At 63.3% G+C, this 21,821-nt stretch carries 20 protein-coding genes; 4 read left to right on the plus strand and 16 right to left on the minus strand.

All coding sequences use genetic code 11. The annotated features are described in order from the left end of the window. From gspE to BI344_RS11410, 6 genes are all read right to left on the minus strand, one after another. The gene (gspE, locus tag BI344_RS11385) at positions 1-1,461 is read right to left on the minus strand and encodes a type II secretion system ATPase GspE (protein WP_071113070.1); all 1,461 of its coding nucleotides are present in this window, start codon (positions 1,459-1,461) and stop codon (positions 1-3) included. After that, positions 1,458-3,593: a type II secretion system secretin GspD gene (gspD, locus tag BI344_RS11390; RefSeq protein ID WP_071113071.1), complete on the minus strand. Its 2,136-nt coding sequence runs from the start codon at positions 3,591-3,593 to the stop codon at positions 1,458-1,460. The genes gspE and gspD overlap by 4 nt, the downstream gene beginning before the upstream one ends. 9 nt (positions 3,594-3,602) lie before the next feature. Continuing rightward, on the minus strand, positions 3,603-4,226 hold the full coding sequence (locus BI344_RS11395; protein ID WP_071113072.1) for a hypothetical protein: 624 nt from the start codon (positions 4,224-4,226) through the stop codon (positions 3,603-3,605). A gap of 294 nt (positions 4,227-4,520) precedes the next feature. Then, positions 4,521-6,302 carry an acyl-CoA dehydrogenase gene (locus tag BI344_RS11400; RefSeq protein ID WP_071113073.1) on the minus strand — a complete coding sequence of 594 codons (1,782 nt, stop codon included), beginning with the start codon at positions 6,300-6,302 and terminating at the stop codon, positions 4,521-4,523. Between the two features lie 153 nt (positions 6,303-6,455). Beyond that, positions 6,456-7,388: an electron transfer flavoprotein subunit alpha/FixB family protein gene (locus tag BI344_RS11405; protein ID WP_071113074.1), complete on the minus strand. Its 933-nt coding sequence runs from the start codon at positions 7,386-7,388 to the stop codon at positions 6,456-6,458. Between the two features lie 3 nt (positions 7,389-7,391). Then, a complete protein-coding gene (locus BI344_RS11410) occupies positions 7,392-8,141 on the minus strand; it encodes an electron transfer flavoprotein subunit beta/FixA family protein (RefSeq protein ID WP_071113075.1) in 750 nt (249 codons plus the stop codon). Positions 8,142-8,378: 237 nt separating this feature from the next. Here BI344_RS11410 and BI344_RS11415 point away from each other — a divergent pair, with 237 nt between their 5' ends. Continuing rightward, positions 8,379-8,795 carry a MaoC family dehydratase gene (locus BI344_RS11415; protein ID WP_071113076.1) on the plus strand — a complete coding sequence of 139 codons (417 nt, stop codon included), beginning with the start codon at positions 8,379-8,381 and terminating at the stop codon, positions 8,793-8,795. A 1-nt stretch (position 8,796) separates the two neighbouring features. Here BI344_RS11415 and queG read toward each other — a convergent pair whose 3' ends face one another. After that, positions 8,797-9,873: a tRNA epoxyqueuosine(34) reductase QueG gene (queG, locus tag BI344_RS11420; protein ID WP_071113077.1), complete on the minus strand. Its 1,077-nt coding sequence runs from the start codon at positions 9,871-9,873 to the stop codon at positions 8,797-8,799. Between the two features lie 4 nt (positions 9,874-9,877). Here queG and tsaE point away from each other — a divergent pair, with 4 nt between their 5' ends. Both tsaE and BI344_RS11430 read left to right on the plus strand, forming a co-directional pair. Further along, on the plus strand, positions 9,878-10,366 hold the full coding sequence (gene tsaE / locus BI344_RS11425; RefSeq protein ID WP_420837173.1) for a tRNA (adenosine(37)-N6)-threonylcarbamoyltransferase complex ATPase subunit type 1 TsaE: 489 nt from the start codon (positions 9,878-9,880) through the stop codon (positions 10,364-10,366). Continuing rightward, on the plus strand, positions 10,324-11,565 hold the full coding sequence (locus BI344_RS11430) for an N-acetylmuramoyl-L-alanine amidase (protein ID WP_071113079.1): 1,242 nt from the start codon (positions 10,324-10,326) through the stop codon (positions 11,563-11,565). The genes tsaE and BI344_RS11430 overlap by 43 nt, the downstream gene beginning before the upstream one ends. A gap of 67 nt (positions 11,566-11,632) precedes the next feature. On the opposite strand, the gene yacG is transcribed toward BI344_RS11430, so the two are convergent. The 9 genes from yacG to BI344_RS11475 all read right to left on the minus strand — a co-directional run bounded on the left by yacG (position 11,633) and on the right by BI344_RS11475 (position 20,175). Next, entirely contained in the window at positions 11,633-11,827 is a 195-nt protein-coding gene (gene yacG / locus BI344_RS11435; RefSeq protein WP_071113080.1) for a DNA gyrase inhibitor YacG, read from the minus strand. 4 nt (positions 11,828-11,831) lie between these two features. Beyond that, positions 11,832-12,590 (minus strand): cell division protein ZapD, encoded by a 759-nt coding sequence (gene zapD / locus BI344_RS11440; protein WP_071113081.1) that lies wholly within the window; start codon positions 12,588-12,590, stop codon positions 11,832-11,834. Continuing rightward, the gene (coaE, locus tag BI344_RS11445; protein ID WP_071113082.1) at positions 12,587-13,240 is read right to left on the minus strand and encodes a dephospho-CoA kinase; all 654 of its coding nucleotides are present in this window, start codon (positions 13,238-13,240) and stop codon (positions 12,587-12,589) included. The genes zapD and coaE overlap by 4 nt, the downstream gene beginning before the upstream one ends. Next, a complete protein-coding gene (locus tag BI344_RS11450; RefSeq protein ID WP_071113083.1) occupies positions 13,225-14,145 on the minus strand; it encodes a prepilin peptidase in 921 nt (306 codons plus the stop codon). The genes coaE and BI344_RS11450 overlap by 16 nt, the downstream gene beginning before the upstream one ends. Continuing rightward, positions 14,145-15,368, minus strand: a complete 1,224-nt coding sequence (locus BI344_RS11455) for a type II secretion system F family protein (RefSeq protein ID WP_071113084.1) — start codon at positions 15,366-15,368, stop codon at positions 14,145-14,147. The genes BI344_RS11450 and BI344_RS11455 overlap by 1 nt, the downstream gene beginning before the upstream one ends. 70 nt (positions 15,369-15,438) lie before the next feature. Next, complete coding sequence (pilB, locus tag BI344_RS11460; protein ID WP_071113085.1) at positions 15,439-17,145, minus strand: type IV-A pilus assembly ATPase PilB; 1,707 nt, start codon at positions 17,143-17,145, stop codon at positions 15,439-15,441. A 208-nt stretch (positions 17,146-17,353) separates the two neighbouring features. Beyond that, positions 17,354-18,583 carry a porin gene (locus tag BI344_RS11465; RefSeq protein ID WP_071113086.1) on the minus strand — a complete coding sequence of 410 codons (1,230 nt, stop codon included), beginning with the start codon at positions 18,581-18,583 and terminating at the stop codon, positions 17,354-17,356. Positions 18,584-18,997: 414 nt separating this feature from the next. Next, positions 18,998-19,297, minus strand: coding sequence for a ComEA family DNA-binding protein (locus BI344_RS11470; RefSeq protein ID WP_071113087.1), 300 nt, complete (start codon positions 19,295-19,297; stop codon positions 18,998-19,000). A gap of 56 nt (positions 19,298-19,353) precedes the next feature. After that, positions 19,354-20,175: a cytochrome C assembly family protein gene (locus tag BI344_RS11475; RefSeq protein WP_071113088.1), complete on the minus strand. Its 822-nt coding sequence runs from the start codon at positions 20,173-20,175 to the stop codon at positions 19,354-19,356. 111 nt (positions 20,176-20,286) lie between these two features. Between BI344_RS11475 and ffh the strand changes: the two genes are divergently transcribed. After that, a complete protein-coding gene (ffh, locus tag BI344_RS11480) occupies positions 20,287-21,642 on the plus strand; it encodes a signal recognition particle protein (protein ID WP_071113121.1) in 1,356 nt (451 codons plus the stop codon). Positions 21,643-21,821: the final 179 nt, after the last annotated feature.

Genomic DNA, 21,821 nt, shown 5'->3' on the forward strand with positions numbered 1-21,821 from the left:
TCAGCTTCTCGTCACCCGCAGGATTTCTTCCAGACTGGTCTCGCCGGCCTTGACCCAGCGCAGACCGTCGTCGCGCAGGCTACGCATGCCGTGGCGGGCGGCGTGGTCGCGCAGCCGCTGCTCGGAGGCGCGGTCGTGGATCAGCCTCTGCATGGTGTCGTCCACCAGCATCAGTTCGTACACGCCATAGCGCCCCTTGTAGCCGGACTGGCTGCAGGCCGGGCAGCCCACCGGGCGGTAATGCACGATGTCCGGCTCGTCCTCCAGCGGCACCGGGTGCGGCGCCTTGCATTGCGGGCAGACGCGGCGCACCAGGCGTTGCGCCATCACCCCCAGCAAGCTTGACGCCAGCAGGAAGGGCTCCACCCCCATGTCGGTGAGCCGGGTCACCGCGCTGGCGGCATCGTTGGTGTGCAAGGTGGCCAGCACCAGGTGGCCGGTCAAGGACGCCTGCACCGCGATCTGCGCGGTTTCCAGATCGCGGATCTCGCCTATCATCACCACGTCCGGATCCTGGCGCAGGATGGCGCGCAGCGCCTTGGCGAAGCTCATGTCGATCTTGGGGTTGACCTGGGTCTGGCCGACGCCGTCCAGGTGGTACTCCACCGGGTCCTCCACCGTCATGATGTTGGTGTGGCTGGCGTCCAGCCGCGACAGCGCCGCGTACAGCGTGGTGGTCTTGCCCGAGCCGGTGGGGCCGGTGACCAGCAGGATGCCGTGCGGCTGATTGATCAGCTTGTCGACCGAGGCCAGCGTGTCGGCAGCCATGCCCAGCGTCGCCAGATCCAGCCGCGCGTTTTCCTTGTCCAGCAGACGCAGCACCACCCGTTCGCCGTGGCTGGTGGGCAGCGTGGACACCCGCACGTCCACCGGCCGGCCGCCCAGCCGCAGGGAGATGCGGCCGTCCTGCGGGATGCGTTTTTCGGCGATGTCCATGCCGGACATGATCTTGATCCGCGACACCATCGCCGCGTGCAGCGCGCGGTGCGGGCTGACCACGTCGCGCAGCGTGCCGTCCAGGCGGAAGCGCACCACAGAACGGTCTTCGAACGCTTCGATGTGGATGTCGGATGCGCCGTCGCGCAAGGCCTGCGTCAACAGCGCGTTGATCATGCGGATGATGGGCGCGTCGCCCTCGCTCTCCAGCAGATCCTCCACCGTCGGCAGGGACTCCACCATCTGGTTGAGGTCCATGTCCTGGCCGATGTCGTCCACCATCTCCGCCGCCGCGCCGTCGCGGCTGGCGTAGTGCTCGGACAGGCGCTTGTCAAACTGGCTGGCGCTGAGGGTTTCCACTCCTGCCAGCATCCCGCCGTGCAGGCGCAAGGCCTCCGCCCAGGCCGCCGGCCGCGCGTCTTCGCGCAGCAGCAACTGGCGGCCGCTTTCGCCATCCAGCAGAATCACGCCGTTGGCGCGGGCGAAGGGGAAAGCCAGCAACGGCATCAGCGTCGGCTTGTTCATTTAGGCAAGTCTTTCAGATCCCGCTCCAGGCTGGACTTGATGCCGCCCGGCGGCAGCGACTGAATCGCCGACTGAAGATCCAAAGGCAGCTTTTTCGCATCGCGGTTGAGATCGCCCAGAATGTATTGGTAACGGTCCTGCGCGATGATGCGGCCATCCTGTTCGCCGCGCAAAATGGTGGGCTTGAGGAAAATCATCAGATTGGTCTTGTTGTGGCTCTTGGCGCTGTAGCGGAACAGCCCGCCCAGCCATGGGATATCGCCCAGCAACGGCACTTTCTGTTCGGTATCGTCAACCTGGTCCTGCAGCAAGCCGCCAATCGCCAGGATGCTGCCGTCGTCGACGTTGGCGATGGTTTCCAGCATGCGGCGGTTGGTGGTGGGACCGGCATTGGCGCCTGCGTTCAAATTGGGGCTCGAAGCCACCAGGCTGGCGGTTTCCTGCAGAATCTTCAGCCGGATGCTGCCGCCCTCGGAAATCTGCGGGGTGATTTCCAGATTAAAGCCGATAGTCTTGCGATCATAACTGGTGGTGACCACAGGCTGGCCGGTAGTGCTGCTGCTGGGAGTGCTCTGGTTGCCGATGGGGATCGGCACTTCCTGGCCGATCAGGATGCGCGCCTTCTCGTTGTCGGTCGCCAGCAGCGAGGGACTGGCCACCACATTGCTGCCGTTTTCGCTTTCCAGCGCCTTGGCCAACGCCGCGATATTGCCGTTGCGGATCCAGCCGAGATTGACCCCGCCGGAGCTGATCAGATTGCTGGCGAGCCCTCCGGTCACGCCGCCTGCGGCTATCCCGGCGGCGGTGCCGATGATGGAAGGGCCGCTCGTCCCGCTGGTGGTCGCGCCGGCAAAGTTGGTGCCGCCGACGATGGAACCGCCGGCAGCCTGCCACTGGACGCCCAGTTCCATCGCCCGCGTAGCCGATACCTCGACCACCAGGGCCTCCACCAAAACCTGGGCGCGGCGCTTGTCCAGCATGTCGATCACATTGCGCAGGTTCTGATACATGCTGTCGGGGACGTTGAGGATCAGCGCGTTATTGGTGGGATCGGCCTGGATCATCGAGCCGCCGCCACCCGCCCCGCCCCCGCCGCTGCCGGGGCTGTCGTTGACCAGGGGGCTGGAGGTCGCCGGCGCATTGCCGTTACCGCTAGCGGTGGAGCCGGGCGCGCTATTGCCGCTTCCCAGACTGGAACTGGAGGTATTGCCGCTCAAGGCGCTGCCGCCCGCTGCGTTGCCGCCATTGGTGGTGACCGCGGTGCGGCCCTGCAGCGGACCGGGGTCGCCGGTCATCAGCGCGCGCAACGTCTGCGCCACCTTGCCGGCCTCGGCGTTCTTCAGATACACCACCCGCACGTTGGAGCCAGCCTGGCTGGGCTGGTCCAGCATCTTCAGCAGGCTCTTGATCTTGCCGATCTTGCCCGGCGTGTCGGCGCGCACCATCAGCACGTTGGCGCGCGGATCGGCCAGGATGGTGGTCTTGCCGCCATCGGCGCCGCCTTCCTGCATCAGCTTGTTCAAGGTATTGGCCAGCTCCACCGCCGAACCGAACAGCACCGGCAGCACCACGGTATCGCCGGCGGCGGCGGACTCCACCGACTCGATGATGGACTCGATGCGCTGGATATTGTCCGCGTAGTCGGTAACGATCAGCGCGTTGGACTGCGGATAGGCCGCCACGGTGTTGTTGGGCGACACGATGGGACGGATCACCGGCACCAGCTGGTTGGCGTTACTGTTCTTCAGCGCGAACACCTTGGTGATCAGCCGGTCGCCGTCGCCGCGCGGAATACCCTTGCTGGCCTTGGCGTGCAGCTTGGCGTCGGCCTCCGGCACGATTTTGACCACGCCGTTGCCCTCCACTGCGGCGAAGCCCTGCAGGCGCAAGGAAGACAGCAGCACCTGATAGGACATCGCCCGCGACACCGGCCGGCTGGACACGATGTTGACCGTGCCCTTGACGCGCGGATCGATGATGAAATTCTTGCCGCTGATTTCGCCTATCGCCTTGACCACGGTCTCGATGTCGGCGTTGACGAAGTTGAGCATGACCGTGTCGTTTTGCGGGGCTGCCAGCAGTTGGCAGCTGTATGCCAGGGCCAGGGTGGCGACGAGTTTGGAAATTCGCATTGCACTCTCTTATTGGCGAATCATCGCGGCAGGATCTACCGCTGGTTGTGGCGGGGCTTCGGGTACGGAATTCTGGCCTGGAACGGGCACCGGAATCGCGCCGGGGCCGGCGGGCTGCATCTGGCCTGGCTGCAGCGGAGGCTGCATGGCCTGGCCGGCATCGCCGTCTCCGACAGCGACGCCGCCGCCGTTGCGCGGCTGCAGCGGCACAAACTGTTCATTGCCGCCGGAGCGCATGGTGACGCCGTTGGGAACGATCTTCACCAGTTCCCAGCCGTCGATGGTCTGCTTGCCCTGCAATAGCGCCTGGGCATGGCCGTTGCTGTCGATGATGGCGAAACCTTCCACGCCCGGCAGCGTGGGCGCGTACACGCCCAGCAGGCGCACCGGCGGCGGCGCGGCCACCGGCTGCTGCGGCGGCTCGCCAAACCAGTGGGCCTGGGCCGTGCCGGCGGCGGCCGTCTGCGGCTGGGCCGGGGCAAGAGTGCGATAGGCCTGCGCTGACGGCGCCAGCAGCGCCGTCAGTTGCTGTCCCAGCCAGAAAGCGGCCAGTCCCATGGCCAGGGCGGGCAACCCCTTGTGCCATTGCCGGCCCGGCAACTTCCAGCGGCTGAAATCCGGTTTGCGGCTCAATCTTGTCTTATCCCCAGAACCCATCGGCTTCCCGTTATAAAAATTATGCAGAACAACTGCGGCTGCAGGCTCGTTAGATTAAGCAGCAAGAGCGCCATTTTGCAATAGCTTGCCCGTAGATTTGATGACAGGTAGAAATTTAGCCATTGTTAATATTTACAGACAAACAACCCTACTCTTGGTTTTACGCCCATTGGCAATGGATTCGCCACCATGTAAAAGCAAACTTTTGGCATTTTCGCATAAAAAAACGCCGCGGCAAGGCCGCGGCGTCGTAAACGGTTTTTTCTTCGCTCAGAACTGGCTGTCGGCCAGCGCCAGCGCGCTATCCGCGCCATGCAGGATGGCGGCGGCAAGGCCGGCCGTCTGCGGCAGCAGATGCTCGGCGTAGAAGCGCGCGGTCACCTGCTTGGCGTTGAGGAAGTCCTGGTCGGCGTCGGCCTCCTGTAGCCGCTCCCGGGCGATCAGCGCGGCGCGGCCCAATTGCCAGCCGCCCAGCACGATGCCCATCAGCTTGAGGAAGGGCACCGAGCCGGCCGCGGCCAGTTGCGGCTGTTGGCCGAAGGTTTCCAGGATGAAGGCCACGCAGCGCTCCGCGTCGCCGATGGCTGCCGCCAGATTGCGGGCGATGCTGTCGAAGCCGGCCGCCGCCAGCTTGTCCGCGCTGGACTGGGCCTCGGCCAGCAGAGCGCGGGCGGTGACACCGTGGTCCATCGCGGTTTTGCGGCCGATCAGGTCCAGCGCCTGAATGCCGGTGGTACCTTCATAGATGGCGGTGATGCGGGCGTCGCGGTAGTACTGGGCGACGCCGGTCTCCTCGATGAAGCCCATGCCGCCGTGCACCTGCAGCGCCAGGCTGGTGATCTCGTTGGCCTGCTCGGTGTTCCAGCCCTTGACGATGGGAATCAGAAAGTTGAGCAGCGCCTGGTTGCGCGCCGCTTCGGCCGGCGCCGGGTGGCGGCCGGCGCGGTCCAGCGCCGCGGCGGTGTAGAAGGTAAGCGCGCGCTGCGCCTCGATCTGGGCGCGCATGGTCATCAGCATGCGGCGCACGTCCGGGTGCTGGATGATGGGCACGCCGGCCGGATCGGGCGACCCCACTGCGCGGCTCTGCACCCGTTCGCGCGCGTACTCCACCGCCTTCTGGTAGGCGCGTTCGGATACCGCCATGCCTTCGATGCCCACGCCCAGGCGGGCATGGTTCATCATGGTGAACATGTAGTTGAGGCCCTTGTTGGGTTCGCCCACCAGATAGCCCACCGCGCCATCGTTGTCGCCGAAGCTCATCACCGCGGTGGGGCTGCCATGGATGCCCAGCTTGTGCTCCAGCGACACGCAGCGCACGTCGTTGCGCGCGCCGAGCGACCCGTCGGCGTTCACCAGGAACTTGGGCACGATGAACAGCGAAATGCCCTTCACCCCGGCAGGCGCATCCGGCAGGCGGGCCAACACCAAGTGGACGATATTGTCCGCCATATCGTGCTCGCCCCAGGTGATGAAGATCTTCTGGCCGCTGACGCGGTAGCTGCCGTCCGCCGCCGGCACCGCGCGCGAGCGTACCTGGGCTAGGTCGGAACCGGCTTGCGGCTCGGTCAGGTTCATGGTACCGGTCCACTGACCGCTGGCCATCTGCGGCAGGTAAATGGCTTTCAGCTCATCGGAAGCGTGGTGGTGGATGGCTTCCACCGCGCCCAGCGTCAGCAGCGGCGCCAGCGAGAAGGCCAGGTTGGAAGCGCACCACATTTCTTCCACCGCCGCCGCCACCAGCGCCGGCATGCCCTGCCCGCCGAACGCTTCCGGCGCGCGCAGGCCCACCCAGCCCGACTCCACATATTGCTGCCAAGCGTCCTTGAAGCCCGGCGCGGCGGTCACCTCGCCATCGCGCCACTTGGCGCCCTGGTCGCCGTCCTTGTTGATCGGCGCCAGCACGCCCTCGGCGAACTTGGCGCCCTCTTCCAGCACGGCGTCCACCAGCTCCACCGAGCATTCGCCGTAACCGGGCAACCCGCAGATTGCCGGCAGGTCGGCCAGCTCGTTCAATACAAAACGCATGTCCTTGACGGGTGCTTGATAAATCATCGCCCTCTCCTCTGTTTCTCTCGCGTTGGCCCAGCAAGGCCGGGCCGTGAAAAAGCCGGCGCTCATCAATTGGGCGCCGGCTGCTGTTGTGTGTTCCGGCGGCTATATTGCCTGCTCGGTCGGGGGAGAAGCCTTCCCTCCCCCGGCTGTCGCTTACTTCGACAGCTCGGCGATCAGTTCCGGCACCACGGTGAACAGGTCGCCGACGATGCCGTAATCGGCCACCTGGAAGATCGGGGCTTCCTCGTCCTTGTTGATCGCGACGATCACCTTGGAGTCCTTCATCCCAGCCAAGTGCTGGATCGCGCCGGAAATGCCGACGGCGAAATAGAGCTGCGGCGCCACCACCTTGCCGGTCTGGCCCACCTGGTAGTCGTTGGGCGCGTAGCCGGCGTCCACCGCGGCGCGCGAGGCGCCGACGGCGGCGGACAGCTTGTCGGCCAAGGGCTCGATCACCGCCTTGAACTGCTCTTCCGAACCCAGCGCGCGGCCGCCGGACACGATGACCTTGGCCGAACCCAGTTCCGGGCGGTCGGACTTGGTCAGTTCCTGGCCGACGAAAGCGGACAGCTGGCCGTCAGCAGCGGCGGCGATGCTCTCCACGGCGGCGCTGCCGCCCTGGCCGGCGGAATCGAACGCGGTGGTGCGCACGGTGATGACCTTGACGGCGTCGGCCGACTGCACGGTGGCCAGGACGTTGCCGGCGTAGATCGGACGCACGAAGGTGTCGGCCGACTCGATGGCGACGATCTCGGAGATCTGCGCCACGTCCAGCAAGGCGGCCACGCGCGGCAGCAGGTTCTTGCCGAAGGAGGTGGCCGGAGCCAGCACATGGCTGTAGCCCTTGGCCAGGTCCACCACCAGCGCGGACAGGCTTTCCGCCAGGCCGTGCGCGTAATGGGCGGCGTCGGCCAGCAGCACCTTGGCCACGCCGGCCAGGTTCTTCGCGGCGTCGGCGGCGGCGGCGGCGTTGTGGCCGGCCACCAGCACATGCACCTCGCCCAGTTTGGCGGCGGCGGTGACGGTATTGAGCGTGCCTGCTTTCAGGCTCTGGTTGTCGTGTTCAGCGATAACGAGGATAGCCATGTCTTACAGCACCTTTGCTTCGTTCTTGAGTTTGGCCACCAGTTCGGCGGCGTTTGCCACCTTGATGCCGGCGGAACGCTTGGCGGGCTCGGCCACTTTCAGGGTTTTCAGACGCGGCGCGGCGTCGACGCCCAGATCCGTCGGGCTGGTCTTGTCCAGCGGCTTTTTCTTGGCGGCCATGATGTTGGGCAGCTTGATGAAGCGCGGCTCGTTCAGGCGCAGGTCGGCGGTGACCACCGCCGGCAGGCGCAGCTTGACGGTTTCCAGGCCGCCGTCGATCTCGCGGATCACATCCACGGTCTCGGCCGCCAGGTCTACCTTGGAGGCGAAAGTGCCTTGCGACCAGCCCAGCAGCGCGGCGGTCATCTGGCCGGTCTGGTTGGCGTCGTCGTCGATCGCCTGCTTGCCCAGGATCACCAGCTGTGGCTGTTCCTTGTCGGCTACCGCCTTCAGCAGCTTGGCCACCGCCAGGGGCTGCAGCTCGGTGTCGGTTTCCACCAGGATGGCGCGGTCGGCGCCCATCGCCAGCGCGGTGCGCAGGGTTTCCTCGCACTGCTTGACGCCCATCGAGACCACCACGATCTCGCTGACCTTGCCGGCCTCCTTCAGACGCACCGCCTCTTCCACGGCGATTTCGTCAAAGGGGTTCATCGACATCTTGACGTTGGCGATATCAACGTCACTGCCGTCGGCTTTGACGCGGACTTTCACGTTGTAATCGACAACGCGCTTCACTGCGACTAGAACTTTCATATTCCTCCAGCAAACATCTGTGGGTTAATCGAACGCGGAAGGCAACGACGGCCAGCTGAGCCTGATTATGCCCCAAGCAAATTTCAAACGAGCGTTTGGTTTGTACGCCAGCGCATGACGCGTGGTGAAAATGCAACTCGGCGTCGATAGTACGACATTTGCCGGTGGTTTGCATTTCAGGCGGAAGCTGTCACAATGCACCGCAGCATTTCCCTGTCATAACCAGCGGGAGTCGTCATGACCGTCTATTTCGAAGACATCGCAGTCGGCGACAACGCCGAAGCCGGCAAGACCATCACCGAGGCCGACGTGCTGCTGTTCTCAGCCGTCAGCGGCGACAACAACCCGGTGCATCTGAACCAGGTCTACGCCGCAGCGACCAAGTTTGAAACCCGCATCGTGCACGGCATGCTGACCGCCAGCCTGATCTCCGGCGTGATCGGCACCCAGCTGCCCGGCTACGGCACCATCTATCTGTCGCAAACCACCCGCTTCAAATCGCCGGTCCGGCTGGGAGAAACCGTCACCACCCGCGTCAGCGTGGTGGAGCTGTTTCCGGAAAAGAAACGGGTCAAACTCGCCACCCAGTGCCTGGTGGGCGACAAAGTGGTGCTGGAGGGAGAATCGCTGGTGATCGCGCCCTCGCGCGGCTGAATCAACAGGACTCGCCATGCCGGGACAGCGCCCAGCGCACCGGCTCGGCCACCAGCTCGTCGGGAAAATCCAGCCGCCGCCGCAAGGCGGCGATCACCTCGGGCGATGTCGGCGCATTGCCCAAGCCCACCGCCAGATTCGACAGCCATTTGTGGTAGCCGATGCGGTAGATCGGGCTGCCGGCCATGCGCTCGCGAAAATCGTCGGCGCTCCAATCGAACAGTTCTACCAGACTGGCGTCGTCCAGACCATGACGCACCGCAAAGTCGGTTTCCGCCGTTTCCACCGCGAAACGGTTCCACGGGCAGAACAGCTGGCAGTCGTCGCAGCCGTACACACGGTTACCGATCAAGGGCCTCAGCGCCTGGGGGATGACGCCCTTCAGTTCTATAGTCAGGTAGGAAATGCAGCGGCGGGCATCCACGGTGTACGGCTCGACGATGGCGCCGGTGGGACAGACATCCAGGCACTTGCGGCAGCGGCCGCAATGGCCGTCCTCGGCGTCGTCGGCCGGCAGCGGCAGATCGGTGAGGATTTCCCCCAGGAAGAACAGCGAGCCCTGGTTCTTGGTCAGCAACAGCGTGTGCTTGCCGCGCCAGCCGAGTCCGGCCTGCGAGGCCAGCGCCACCTCGGCCAGCGGCGCGCTGTCGGTGAACACCCGGAAACCGAAAGACCCGATGTGCTGCTGGATGCGCTCGGCCAGCTTTTGCAGGCGGTTGCGCAGCACCTTGTGATAGTCGCGCCCCAGCGCGTAGCGCGACAGGTAGGCTCGCGACGGGTCGGCCAGCACCTGCTCGGCGGCCCGCGCCGCCGGCCAATAGTTCATCCGCAGCGAGATGACGGAGAGCGTGCCGGGCACCAGCTCGGCGGGCCGCAGGCGCAGCGAGCCATGGCGCGCCATGTACTCCATCTCGCCGTGAAAACCCGCCGCCAGCCATGCCTGCAGCCGCTGTTCGGCTTCGGCCGGCAAGCTGGCGCGGGTGATGCGCGCCGCGGCAAAGCCGGCCTCGACGGCCCAGGCCTTGATTTGGCGCGACAATTCGGGATAATCCGGTTTTTGAGGAGAATTCTCAGTCATGGCGATGGATGATACCAGCGTTCATAGCGGCAGCCTGCCGGACGAAAGCTCGACCCTGGCGCTGGGCGCGGCCTTCGCAGCCGCCGCGGCGCCCGGCCTGACCGTGCATCTGCTGGGCGACCTGGGCGCCGGCAAGACCACCTTCACCCGCGGCCTGCTGCGCGCGCTGGGCCACGCCGGCAAGGTGAAAAGTCCCACCTACACCCTGGTGGAAAGCTACGCCCTTAGCGAATATAGTGTCCACCATTTCGATCTGTACCGTTTCGCCGACCCGGAAGAATGGAACGACGCCGGCTTCAACGAATATTTCGGCCAGCACAGTCTGTGCCTGGTGGAATGGCCGGAAAAGGCCGACAGCCTGCTCCCCCCGGCCGACATCGTGCTGGAACTTGCCGTAGCCGGCGAGGGTCGCACTTATCAATTTCAAGCTCAGACTCAAACCGGACAGTCATGCCTGCTTCGACTTTCGACCCGAAACGCCGCGCGCTGCTAGGCGTAGCCGCCGCCACCTTTTTGCTTGCCGTCAGCCGCAATGGTTTTGCCGCCGGCAGCCAGATCGTCGCCCTGCGCATCTGGCCCTCGTCCACCTACACCCGCATCACGCTGGAGTCCAGCTCCGCCATCCAGTTCAAGCAGTTCACGCTGGCCAATCCCAGCCGGCTGGTGATCGATCTGCAAGGCGTGCAGCTGAACGGCGTGCTCAAGGACATCAGCGGCCAGATCGCCGCCGCCGATCCCTACATCGCCACCGCCCGCGCCGGCCAGTTCGACCCGGACACCGTCCGGCTGGTGCTGGAACTAAAAACCGACGTCAAGCCGCAGGCTTTCACGCTAACCCCGGTGGCGGAATACCAGCATAGGCTGGTGGTGGACCTGTATCCGGCCAGCGGCCAGCAGGACGACCCGCTGCTGGCGCTGCTGCAGGATTACAACAAGGGCAAGCTGGAGCAGCCGCCGGCGCAGATCAAGCCCAAAGCCAAGAACAACGGCCGCCCCATCGTGGTGATGCTGGACCCCGGCCATGGCGGCGAAGACCCCGGCGCCATCGGCATGGTCGGCACCCGCGAGAAGGACGTGGTGCTGAAGATAGGCCACCAGCTCAAGCAGCTGATAGACGCGGAACCCAATATGCGCGCCTACATGACGCGCAGCGACGACGTATTCATTCCCTTGGGCGTGCGGGTGGCCAAGGCGCGCAAGCTGAACGCCGACCTGTTCGTCTCCATCCACGCCGACGCGGCGCCCAACCGCGCCGCGCGCGGTTCGTCGGTGTTCGCGCTGTCGGAAAAAGGCGCTACCAGCGCCTTCGCCAAGGCGCTGGCGCAGACGCAGAACGATTCCGACCTGATAGGCGGCGTCAAGATAGCCAGCAAGGACAAGTATCTGGCGCACACGCTGCTGGACCTGACCCAAACCGCCACCATCAACGACAGCCTGAAACTGGGAAAAACGGTGCTGGGCCAGTTGGGCGGCCTTAACAAACTGCACAAGAACGCGGTGGAGCAGGCCGGTTTCGCGGTGCTGAAAGCGCCGGACATCCCGTCCATCCTGGTGGAAACCGCCTTCATCTCGAATCCGGACGAAGAGCAGCGGCTGCTGACCGCCGACTTCCAGCAGCAGATGGCCAATGCCATCTTCAGCGGCGTCAAGCACTACTTCGCCTCGGGCGCCGCGCTGGCCGCACGCGCCTGAAGCGCCCCGGCAAAAACAAAACCGCCGGCTGACGCTGGCGGTTTTTTTCATGGCTGACGCGGATGGCTCAGTGAGTCGGCGGCAGGGTTTCGCCTGGCGGCGACTCCTCCTGAGCCGGCACCTTGTAGGATTCGCTGGCCCACTGCCCCAGGTCTATCAAACGGCAGCGCTCGCTGCAGAAGGGGCGGTAGCGGCTTTGCGGCTCCCAACGCACTTCGGCGCGGCAGGTGGGACAGGCGACAATGCGGACGGTTTCGGACATGGACTCAGAATTTGCAATTGGTGAGGTAGAACTCGACATCCTGTTCGATCTGGCGCGGCCGGGCTTCGCCGGTGACCGCGCTGATGAAACGGATATTAAGCGCATACTTGTTGGCCGACAGCTCAGGCAGCAGTTCCAGATTGTCGTCGTAGGCGACGCGGATCAGCTGCACCACCTTGCCGCCGGACATCTGCTGGAATGCGCCCTTGCGCGCCACGTAATGGTGGGTCTTGCCGCTGTCGCGCAACAGGCGCAACAGGATGTCAGAGGCGTCGGCGGTGGGCATCAGCGGGGCGGCCCAGCGCTGCAGGTCCTGGCGGCGCGTCTCGGCCGAGCGTTGCTGCCACAGGTGGTAGGAAGGCAAGTCGAACTGGCAGGTGCCGCCGGGAATGCCGGCGCGCTGCTTGATCGCCATCAGCCATTCGTTCTCGCGCAGGTTCTGGCCGAACTTGCCGGTCAGCGCCAGCAGCTTGCCCGACGCGCGCTCGATCTCCTCCAGCACGCCCTCCAGCGTTTCCTCGGCCACATTCGGGTTTTCGCGCAGCGCCTCCAGCACCTGCTTCTGCCGCTCCAGCTCCTGCAACAGATCCGCCTTCAGATCGGCGCGCGACGCCGTCTCCATCAGCTCGAACAGCACTTGCAACGCGGCGTGGTGATCGTAAGGGTCATCCTTGCCGACGAAGTAGGCCAGCCGCCCATACAGGTATTCCAGGCGAAGCAGAATACGGGTGCGCTCGGTGACAGGAAATTCAAAACTGATCACGGCAGATCTGCCCTTCTCCATGGCTTGCGGGAAGCCTTATACAATGCATTGACAAGATTTGCCAGATAATAACTGTGTTTGGCATCAACTTGAAGCCTCAATTCGGCCAAGCTGCCGTTGTTGTCGATGATATCGTCGGCCAAAAGGCATCTTCTCTCCCGCGGCAGCTGCGCCGCCATGATGGCGCGCACCGCGCTTTCGCTCAGGCCATTGCGCCGCATCACCCTTTCCAGCTGGATATCCTCGCGGCAATCCACCGCCAGGCTGCGCGCCAGCAAGGGAGCGTAACGGTCGCTTTCAAACAGCAGCGGCACCACCAGCAACGCATAGTCGCCGCGCGCGGCCTCCAGCTGGCGCAGGCTCTCGGCGTGGATGGCCGGATGCAAGATAGCCTCCAGCCGGTGCCGGCAGGCCGGATCGGCGAACGCCAGCTCGCGCATCGCCGCGCGGTCGAGCGCGCCGGCCTCGGTCACCACCGCCGGGCCGAACTCGCGCGCAATCGCCGCCATCGCGGCGCCGTCGGGGCCAGTCAATTGATGCGCGATGCGGTCGGTATCCACCACCGGCACCCCCAGCTCGGCAAACCGGTCCGCCGCGGCGCTCTTGCCCGAGCCGATGCCGCCGGTCAGGCCAACTACCGGGATAGCCATGTCAGATACCCGCCCACGATTTGCGGCCCCCACACCAGCGCCACCCAACCAGCCACCGCCAGATAGGGGCCAAACGGAATCTCCTGCCCCCTCTTCACCTTGGACAGCGCCAGCAGCGTCATTCCGGCCACTGCGCCCGCCAGCGACGACAGCAGGATGATCAGCGGCAGCATGCCCCAGCCCAGCCAGGCGCCCAGCGCCGCCAGCAGCTTGAAATCGCCATAGCCGAAGCCGTTGCGCCCGGTCAGCAGCTTGAACACATGAAATACCAGCCACAGCGACAGGTAGCCAAACACCGCGCCCAGCAATGCGGATGACAACGACACCAAGCCGGTGTGCCAATTGAACAGCAGGCCGGCCCACAACAGCGGCAGCGTCACGCAGTCCGGCAGCAATTGAATATCGATGTCGATAAAGGTCAGCGCCAACAGCGCCGCCGTCAACAGCAGGGCGCCGGCGAGCGGCCAGCCCCAACCGAGTTGCCAGGCGAGGAAGCCGAACAAGGCGCCGCACAGCAGCTCCACCAGCGGATAACGCGGGCTGATGGCAACGCTGCAGGCACGGCAGCGGCCGCGCAGCAGCACAAAGCTCAGCAGCGGGATATTCTGCCAGGGCCGCACCGGCGCCTGGCACGCCGGACAATGCGAGCCCGGACGCCACAAATTGCAGCTTGCCTCGCCCCCCAGCGCGGCCGCCGCGCCTTGCGCGGCCAACTGCAGTTCGGGAAAACGGCGGTTCTCCGCCAGATAGCCGACGCTGTCCGCCAGGAATTCAGCCTCCAGCATCGCTGGCAAACGATGGATCACCACATTGAGAAAACTGCCCACCAGCAGCCCCAGCACCAGGACCACGCCTGTCAGATAAACCGGATGCGTGGCCAACAGCCACGAAATATCCTGCAGCATCAACCCACCACCTGACCCATTTTGAAGATAGGCATATACATGGCGATCACCAGACCGCCGATCAATACCCCCAATATCACCATGATCGCCGGCTCCAGCAGGCTGGAGAGCGCGGCCACCGCATTATCCACCTCTTCCTCGTAAAAGTCGGCCACCTTGTCCAGCATCTGGTCCAGCGAACCCGACTCCTCGCCGATGGAGGTCATCTGCAGCACCATATTGGGAAACAGATCGGTGCGCTGCATCGAGTAATTGAGGCTGGAGCCGGTGCTGACATCCGCCTGGATCCGGCGCGTCGCCTCGGCGTATACCTGGTTGCCGGCCGCGCCGCTCACCGAGTCCAACGCCTCCACCAGCGGCACCCCGGCGGCGAACAGCGTGGACAGCGTGCGCGCCCAGCGCGCAATGGTGGCCTTGCGGATGATGTCGCCGATCACCGGCAGCCGCAACAGGATGCGGTCCATCTGTTCCTGCAGCTTGGGCGTGCGCTTGAAAGCGTAGAAGAAGGCGAACAGCCCGCCGAACAGGGTGCCGAAGATCAGCCACCAGAAATGCACGAACTGGTCCGACAGCCAGATCACGAACAGCGTCGGCGCCGGCAGGTTGGCCCCGAAGCTGGAAAACAGGTCCTTGAACGCCGGGATCACGTAGATCATGATCACCGCGGTGATGATGAAGGCGGTGCCGACAATGGCCGACGGATAGATCATCGCCGACTTGATCTTGGCCTTGATCGCCATCACCTTTTCCTTGTAGGTCGCCAGCTTGTCCAGCAAGGTGTCCAGCACGCCGCCGGTTTCCCCCGCGGCGATGATGTTGCAGAACAGCTTGTCGAAATACAGCGGCCGCTTGCGGAAGGACTCGGCCAGCGACAGGCCGGTCTCCACGTCGGCGCGCACCTCCAGCAGCATCCGCGTCACCGCCGGATTGCTGTGGCCCTTGGCCGCGATGTCGAAAGCCTGCAGCAGCGGCACCCCGGCACGCATCATGGTGGACAGCTGACGCGTGAACAGCGCGATGTCCTTTTCGGTGATACGCTTGCCGAAACCGGTGCGCCGCTTGCGGATTTTCACCACATTGATGCCTTGGCGCCGCAACTGCGTCTTGGCGACGTTCTCCGACTCGGCGCGTAATTCGCCGCGTATCCCCTTGCCGGACCGGTCCTTGCCTTCCCACTCCCAGATGTAGCCGGGATTCGTCTTTTTCCCCGCTGTCGTAGCCATAGCTCAAGCCTTCCCTGTCTGAACTGGCCGGCGGCCCAAAGCGGCGCCATGGCCTGAGGATCGCCCATGCTCAGTCGTTGGTCACCGCCTCGATTTCCGCCAAGGACGTCACCCCTCGCTTCACCTTGAGCAACCCGGCGTGGCGCAGATCGACCATGCCCTCCTGCAAGGCCAGATCGGAGATATCCACCGCGGTGCCGTTTTTCATGATCAGGCGCGTCATCGCGTCGCTGATGGGCATCACCTCGTAAATCCCGGTACGCCCGCGGTAGCCGGTGTTGCGGCATTCCTCGCAGCCCACCGGGCCATAGGGCTGCCAGCTGCCATCCAGCTCGTCCTTGCGGAAGCCCGCCCGCAGCAGCGCCTCTTCCGGAATCTCCAGCGGCTTCTTGCAATGGCTGCACAGGCGGCGCGCCAGGCGCTGCGCCATGATCAGCAGCACCGAGCTGGCGATGTTGAACGGCGCCACGCCCATATTCAGCATCCGCGTCAGTGTCGCCGGCGCATTATTGGTGTGCAAGGTTGAAAATACCATGTGCCCGGTCTGCGCCGCCTTGATCGCGATGTCGGCGGTTTCAAAATCGCGGATCTCGCCGACCATGATCACATCCGGATCCTGCCGCAGGAAAGCCTTCAGCGCCGAGGCGAAAGTCAGTCCGGCCCGCTCGTTGACGTTGACCTGGTTGATGCCGGGCAGGTTGATCTCCACCGGGTCCTCCGCCGTGGCGATATTGGTGTCCGACTTGTTCAGGATATTCAGAAAGGTATACAGCGATACCGTCTTGCCGCTGCCGGTAGGCCCGGTCACCAGCACCATGCCGTAAGGCCGGGCGATCGCAGTCAGCAGTAGCTGCTTCTGCTCCGGCTCGAAGCCCAGCTGCTCGACGTCCAGCGAGGCGGCCGAGGAGTCCAGTATCCGCATCACGATCTTTTCGCCATACAGCGTAGGCAGCGTGCTGACGCGAAAATCGATGGCGCGGCTCTTGGAAATCACCAGTTTGAGGCGGCCATCCTGCGGCAGCCGCTTCTCCGAGATGTCGAGCTTGGAAATCACCTTGATGCGCGAGGCGATCTTTTCCTTCAGGATCAGCGGCGGCTGCGCCACCTCCTTCAATATCCCATCCACCCGATAGCGGATTCGGTAATATTTTTCATAAGGTTCGAAATGAATGTCCGACGCGCCGCCTGCGATCGCATCCAGCAGCATTTTGTGGATGAACTTCACCACCGGCGCGTCGTCCACCTCCACCTGCGGCGAACTGTCGGCCTGCGCGTCGGGATCGGCGAACTCCAGATCGCCGAAATCCTCGTTCTCCAGCTCCTTCAGCGCCGAGGTGGAATTATCCTGATAGCGTCCCAGCATCTTGGTCAACTTGTCGTCTTCGACGACGACAATCTCCACCGTCAGGCCGGTCTTGAAGGTGATGGCATGATAGGCCGAGGTCTGGGTGGGATCGGAGGTGCCGATGTAAAGCTTGTTGCCGCGCTTGAGCAAAGGCAGCAGGCGGCGGCTGGCGATCAGCTCGTCGTCGACCAGGCCCTTGGGCAACTGCTCGGTATCCAGCGCGCCCATGTCCAGCAAGGGATAGCCAAATATCTTCGAGGCGAACACGGCAATCTCTTGCGAGCTCATCTTCTTGCTGAGTATCAACTGCTCGACAAAGCTGATATGCGAAGACGACGCCTGACGCAGGATGGCATCCGCATCCTGCTGCAACAGCATATTATGCTGAACCAGGGCCCTACCCAGGCCGGAAATCCCTGCCGAAGCTTCCATAAGCGAAATCGATCCAGTTTTGACGTTGTAGTCACGATCAGGGACAGGCTTTGACGATAGTATATGCAAAATACCGTCAGCGCTCCGCCACAAATCCTGCCTTGATGCCGGTATCGGCATGACTTCACGGTCTCGGAGCAGCATCATTCGACACCGCATGAAAAAAGGACTGCCGAGGCAGTCCTTTTACGACAGGCGAAGTGCCGGATCAGAAGCGGTGAACCATGCCCAGTCCGAAAGAGCTTTCGTTCTGCGAACCCTGGAATTTCCAGTTCACTTGGCCATAGGAAGTGTAAATGTCGGTACGCTTGGACAACGCGTAATCCAGCGCCACCACCCACTGGTCGTAACCCGTATTGCTCAGATCGCCAAAACCGGACACGTTGGCGTTATAGCCCTTGGCGTAGCTCAGATAGGGCGTGAAGGCGCCGAAGGTGTAACCGCCAGTCAGGGCAATCTCACGCGTGCGGGTCAGATACAAAGAACCACTGGTGAGAGAGCCTGCACCCGGATTCTGCGCATTCAAGCCGCTCAGATTGGCCACCAAGGCGTTGATGTTATAGTAGGCACCGCCATTATCGGTGAAGCCAGTCACCGCGCCCCCGGCAGTAGTCACGCCGACATAGCCGCGCGCCTGTTGGAAGCCCAAAGCCACGTAGATATTGTTGGCATTGTAGCCACCTTCGAAACGGTGCCAATCCTTCAGACTACCACCGCTAACCAGACTGGAATCGCCATAGCTGCCGTAGTTGTACTTGCCGAAGAAGCCGGAATTTTCGTAGCTCAGGCCGATGTTGGAGAACTGGTTGTTGGTCGTGACGCCGTTCACGTTGGCTCGGGCCTCATCGGCGGCATACAGCACAGCCAAGCTAAAACCAGCCCAATTGTCGCTGTCATAGCGGACGGCGTTATTGTGGCGACCGTCGATACGGGTAAACATGGCCAAGCCGCCTACGCTGGTAGAGCTGTTGCCGACACCGCCGTTGTTGCTGTAGTGGCCCGGATCAACCTGTTCCATGTCGGAGTTGGCGTAGTCGGACAACCTACCGATACGCACCTTGCCCCAGCCATCCCCAGCCAAACCCACGAAACTATCGCGGGTAGCCAGCGTACCGGTGTTGTTGTTTCGGGAGACGCCGTTAACCGTGGTCGTCGACGAGCTGCCATCGATGTTCAAACGGCTTTCCACCTGCCAGATCGCCTTCAAGCCGTTGCCCAGGTCCTCATTGCCTTTGAAACCGAGATAGGAAACCCAGTCGTTGATTTCAGTGCGGGTTTGTAACCGCCCCGCCTGTAAATCGCCATTGAACGCAGTGGTGTTGGAGTTGTAGGTTTTCAGCGACTCCACGCCGCCGGCGATAGTGCCGTAGATGGTGACGTCCGCCATGGCGGCGGCAGGCAGGGCGGCCAGTGCCAATGCGATGAGCTTCTTGTTCATTGCAGATCCTTTCAAGTCAGTTGATTGTGTCCTGTTGACTTACCGGCCTGGCCGGCAGCCCGGACATTTATGTGCCGACGGTATATTCCGTCGATCGCTGAAAGCAATATAAGACCGACGTTGCAAAAAAACAAAGATCACCCGGCGCAGGCCGGTAAAAATTACCAAAAAAACAACAGCATTAAGCTACATCATTGTTAACAAACAGTTTGCGCCCACCCACTCCTGCTTTGCATGCGGTGCAAAAGCAACAAATCCCACAAAATGTTTCAATTTAGCAACAAAAAAGCGGCGCTACGCCACCATTGCGAAAACCACGAAAACACCAAAGGCATGAAAAAACCGCCAACCCGCGGTTCGCGGATTGGCGGTTTATCTTGCCGTGCCGGCATCGCCAGGCGCGGATCATTGTAACTATTTGGCGGCTACCGGTTTCGCCGCCGGCTTGGCGGCCGGAGCCGCCCCGCCCACGGTCAGGTCCTTGCGCAGCTTTTCCAGCGTCTTGTCGCCGATGCCGGAGACTTTTTTCAGATCATCCACCGTCTTGAACGGGCCGTTCTTGCTGCGGTAGTCGATAATCGCTTTGGCCTTGGCCGGACCAATGCCCTGCAGGGCCTCCAGCTGCGGCGCGGTGGCGGTGTTCAGATTAACGGCGGCCAGCGCGAAATTGCACAACAGCAGCAGGCCGGCAAAAACAGCAAACAGCTTCTTCATGGCAGAACTCCTTATTGAAGGTGCAAGACAGAGGTTTTCATTGACGCGACAGGCGGCTATCCGCGCTGCAGGATCAATTCTAAAACCACCTTGCTACCCACGTATGCCAGCATCAATGACAGGAAGCCGGCCAAAGTCCAGCGTATCGCCACCCTGCCGCGCCAGCCCTGCAGCCGCCGGCCCAACAGCAACGCGGCAAACAACAGCCAGGAAAGCACGCTGAACACGGTCTTGTGCGTCAACGCCGCAGCCTTGCCGAACACCTCTTCGGAAAAGACCACTCCGGTCACCAACGCCACGGTCAGCAACAGAAAACCAACGGCAATCACCTGGAACATCATCTTTTCCAGCGTGAGCAGCGGCGGCAATTGCTTGGCCAGCAGCGAGGCCCGCTTGTGATGCAGCGAACGCTCCAGCAGCAGCATCAGCACCGCGATCAGCGCGCCGATGGCGAACAGGCTATAGGCCAGCATCGAAACCAGGATGTGCAGCACGAAAGCCGGATTGGACAGGTCATTCACCATGTGGCGGCCGGGAAAAGCGATGGCGAAGGCCAGCGCGGCCATCGCCAGCGGCATCATGAACAACTGCAAGCCCTCCACCCGGTAGAAGAAGCTGCAGGTCCAATAGATCAGCAACATGATCCACACCATCACCCCCAGCGCGTGGCCGACGCCCAGCGACAGGCCGCCGCTGACGCTCAAGGGCGCCACCACCACCAGCGCCTGGATCAATAGCAGGATGCCGAGCAGACTATGCTCCACCCTGGGATTGCGCGGCCAGCGGGCCGTGCCTTTCCAGTTGGCGAAGTAATGCCAGGTGAACGCCCCGTAGGACAGGATCAGGAACAGGGACAAAACGAGCAGGAGGCTGGTCATATTATGGTGTGTGATCAAATCCGGGCGCTGACCCGGCGGCTCGTGGTAAAATCGACAGTTTGAAAGTCTACACCAACCTGCCGTCCGTTGGCAGACAGTAAGGACAGCACCATGCTAGACAACCTGACCAACCGCCTGTCCGGCGTGATGAAAACCTTGCGCGGCAACGCGCGGCTGACCGAATCGAACATTCAGGACGCGATGCGCGAAGTGCGCATGGCGCTGCTGGAGGCCGACGTGGCGCTGCCCGTCGTCAAGACCTTTATCGCCCAGGTGAAAGAGCGCGCGCTGGGCCAGGATGTGATGGGCAGCCTGACCCCGGGCCAGGCCCTGGTCGGCGTGGTCAACGAAGAGCTCGTCAAGCTGATGGGCGACAAGAACGACGAGCTTAACCTGGCCGCCGTGCCCCCTGCCATCGTACTGATGGCCGGCCTGCAGGGCGCCGGCAAGACCACCACTGTCGGCAAACTGGCCAAAAGGCTTAAAGAGACCCAGAAGAAGAAAGTGCTGGTGGTATCGGCCGACGTCTACCGTCCCGCCGCCATCGAGCAGCTGAAGCTGCTGGCCTCGCAGGTGGGCGTGGAGTGGTTCCCGTCCGACGCCGCGCAAAAACCGGTGGATATCGCCCGCGCCGCGATCGACCACGCGCGCCGCCACTTCTTCGACGTGCTGCTGGTGGACACCGCCGGCCGCCTCGCCATCGACGAAGCGATGATGGAGGAGATCAAGGCGCTGCACGCCGCGGTCAACCCGATCGAAACGCTGTTCGTGGTGGACGCGATGCAGGGCCAGGACGCGGTCAACACCGCCAAAGCCTTCAACGAGGCGCTGCCGCTGACCGGCGTGATCCTCACCAAGATGGACGGCGATTCGCGCGGCGGCGCCGCGCTGTCGGTGCGCCACGTCACCGGCAAGCCGATCAAGTTCATCGGCGTCGGCGAGAAGGTCGCCGCCATCGAGCCTTTCCATCCCGACCGCATCGCCAGCCGCATCCTGGGCATGGGCGACGTGCTGTCGCTGATCGAGGAAGTGCAGAAAGGCATAGACCAGGACGAAGCGGCGGCGATGGCCAAGAAGCTGAAGTCCGGCAAGGGTTTCGACCTGGAAGACTTCAAGGCCCAGATGCAGCAGATGAAGAAGATGGGCGGCATGAGCAACCTGCTGGAAAAGATGCCGGGCCAGATCGGCCAGATGGCCAAGGGCATCCAGGGCGCGGAAGCGGAAAAGTCGATGCGCCGCATCGAGGGCATCATCAACTCGATGACGCCGGACGAGCGCCGCAAACCGGAACTGATCAAGGCCAGCCGCAAGCGCCGCATCGCCACCGGCTCCGGCGTGACGGTGCAGGAAGTGAACCGCCTGCTGGCCCAGTTCGAGCAGATGCAGAAGATGATGAAGCAGTTCTCATCCAAGGGCGGGATGATGAAGATGATGCGCGGCATGAAGGGCATGATGCCCGGCATGTAAGCGGAAACAACGGGCGCCAGTCGCCCGTTTGTTTTGAGCTGAAGACAGCTCGGCGGCAAGCGCGCGCCGACCTTCTACTATTGAGAGAACGCAGCGACGGCATGGCAAGCCATGCCCGACACCCGGTTTCACGCCGTTTGTATTGCAACCTGCCGCTGTTTGGCAAACCACGTTTGGAA

Origin of the sequence: Chromobacterium sphagni (assembly GCF_001855555.1) — a bacterium.
Classification (GTDB): domain Bacteria; phylum Pseudomonadota; class Gammaproteobacteria; order Burkholderiales; family Chromobacteriaceae; genus Chromobacterium; species Chromobacterium sphagni.

Coding starts and splice junctions, on each gene's coding strand:
- gspE (WP_071113070.1), bottom strand. CDS start 1,461: ATGAACAAGCCGACGCTGATGCCGTTGCTGGCTTTCCCCTTCGCCCGC.
- gspD (WP_071113071.1), bottom strand. CDS start 3,593: ATGCGAATTTCCAAACTCGTCGCCACCCTGGCCCTGGCATACAGCTGC.
- BI344_RS11400 (WP_071113073.1), bottom strand. CDS start 6,302: ATGATTTATCAAGCACCCGTCAAGGACATGCGTTTTGTATTGAACGAG.
- BI344_RS11405 (WP_071113074.1), bottom strand. CDS start 7,388: ATGGCTATCCTCGTTATCGCTGAACACGACAACCAGAGCCTGAAAGCA.
- BI344_RS11410 (WP_071113075.1), bottom strand. CDS start 8,141: ATGAAAGTTCTAGTCGCAGTGAAGCGCGTTGTCGATTACAACGTGAAA.
- BI344_RS11415 (WP_071113076.1), top strand. CDS start 8,379: ATGACCGTCTATTTCGAAGACATCGCAGTCGGCGACAACGCCGAAGCC.
- queG (WP_071113077.1), bottom strand. CDS start 9,873: ATGACTGAGAATTCTCCTCAAAAACCGGATTATCCCGAATTGTCGCGC.
- tsaE (WP_420837173.1), top strand. CDS start 9,878: ATGGATGATACCAGCGTTCATAGCGGCAGCCTGCCGGACGAAAGCTCG.
- BI344_RS11430 (WP_071113079.1), top strand. CDS start 10,324: ATGCCTGCTTCGACTTTCGACCCGAAACGCCGCGCGCTGCTAGGCGTA.
- yacG (WP_071113080.1), bottom strand. CDS start 11,827: ATGTCCGAAACCGTCCGCATTGTCGCCTGTCCCACCTGCCGCGCCGAA.
- coaE (WP_071113082.1), bottom strand. CDS start 13,240: ATGGCTATCCCGGTAGTTGGCCTGACCGGCGGCATCGGCTCGGGCAAG.
- BI344_RS11450 (WP_071113083.1), bottom strand. CDS start 14,145: ATGCTGCAGGATATTTCGTGGCTGTTGGCCACGCATCCGGTTTATCTG.
- BI344_RS11455 (WP_071113084.1), bottom strand. CDS start 15,368: ATGGCTACGACAGCGGGGAAAAAGACGAATCCCGGCTACATCTGGGAG.
- pilB (WP_071113085.1), bottom strand. CDS start 17,145: ATGGAAGCTTCGGCAGGGATTTCCGGCCTGGGTAGGGCCCTGGTTCAG.
- BI344_RS11465 (WP_071113086.1), bottom strand. CDS start 18,583: ATGAACAAGAAGCTCATCGCATTGGCACTGGCCGCCCTGCCTGCCGCC.
- BI344_RS11470 (WP_071113087.1), bottom strand. CDS start 19,297: ATGAAGAAGCTGTTTGCTGTTTTTGCCGGCCTGCTGCTGTTGTGCAAT.
- BI344_RS11475 (WP_071113088.1), bottom strand. CDS start 20,175: ATGACCAGCCTCCTGCTCGTTTTGTCCCTGTTCCTGATCCTGTCCTAC.
- ffh (WP_071113121.1), top strand. CDS start 20,287: ATGCTAGACAACCTGACCAACCGCCTGTCCGGCGTGATGAAAACCTTG.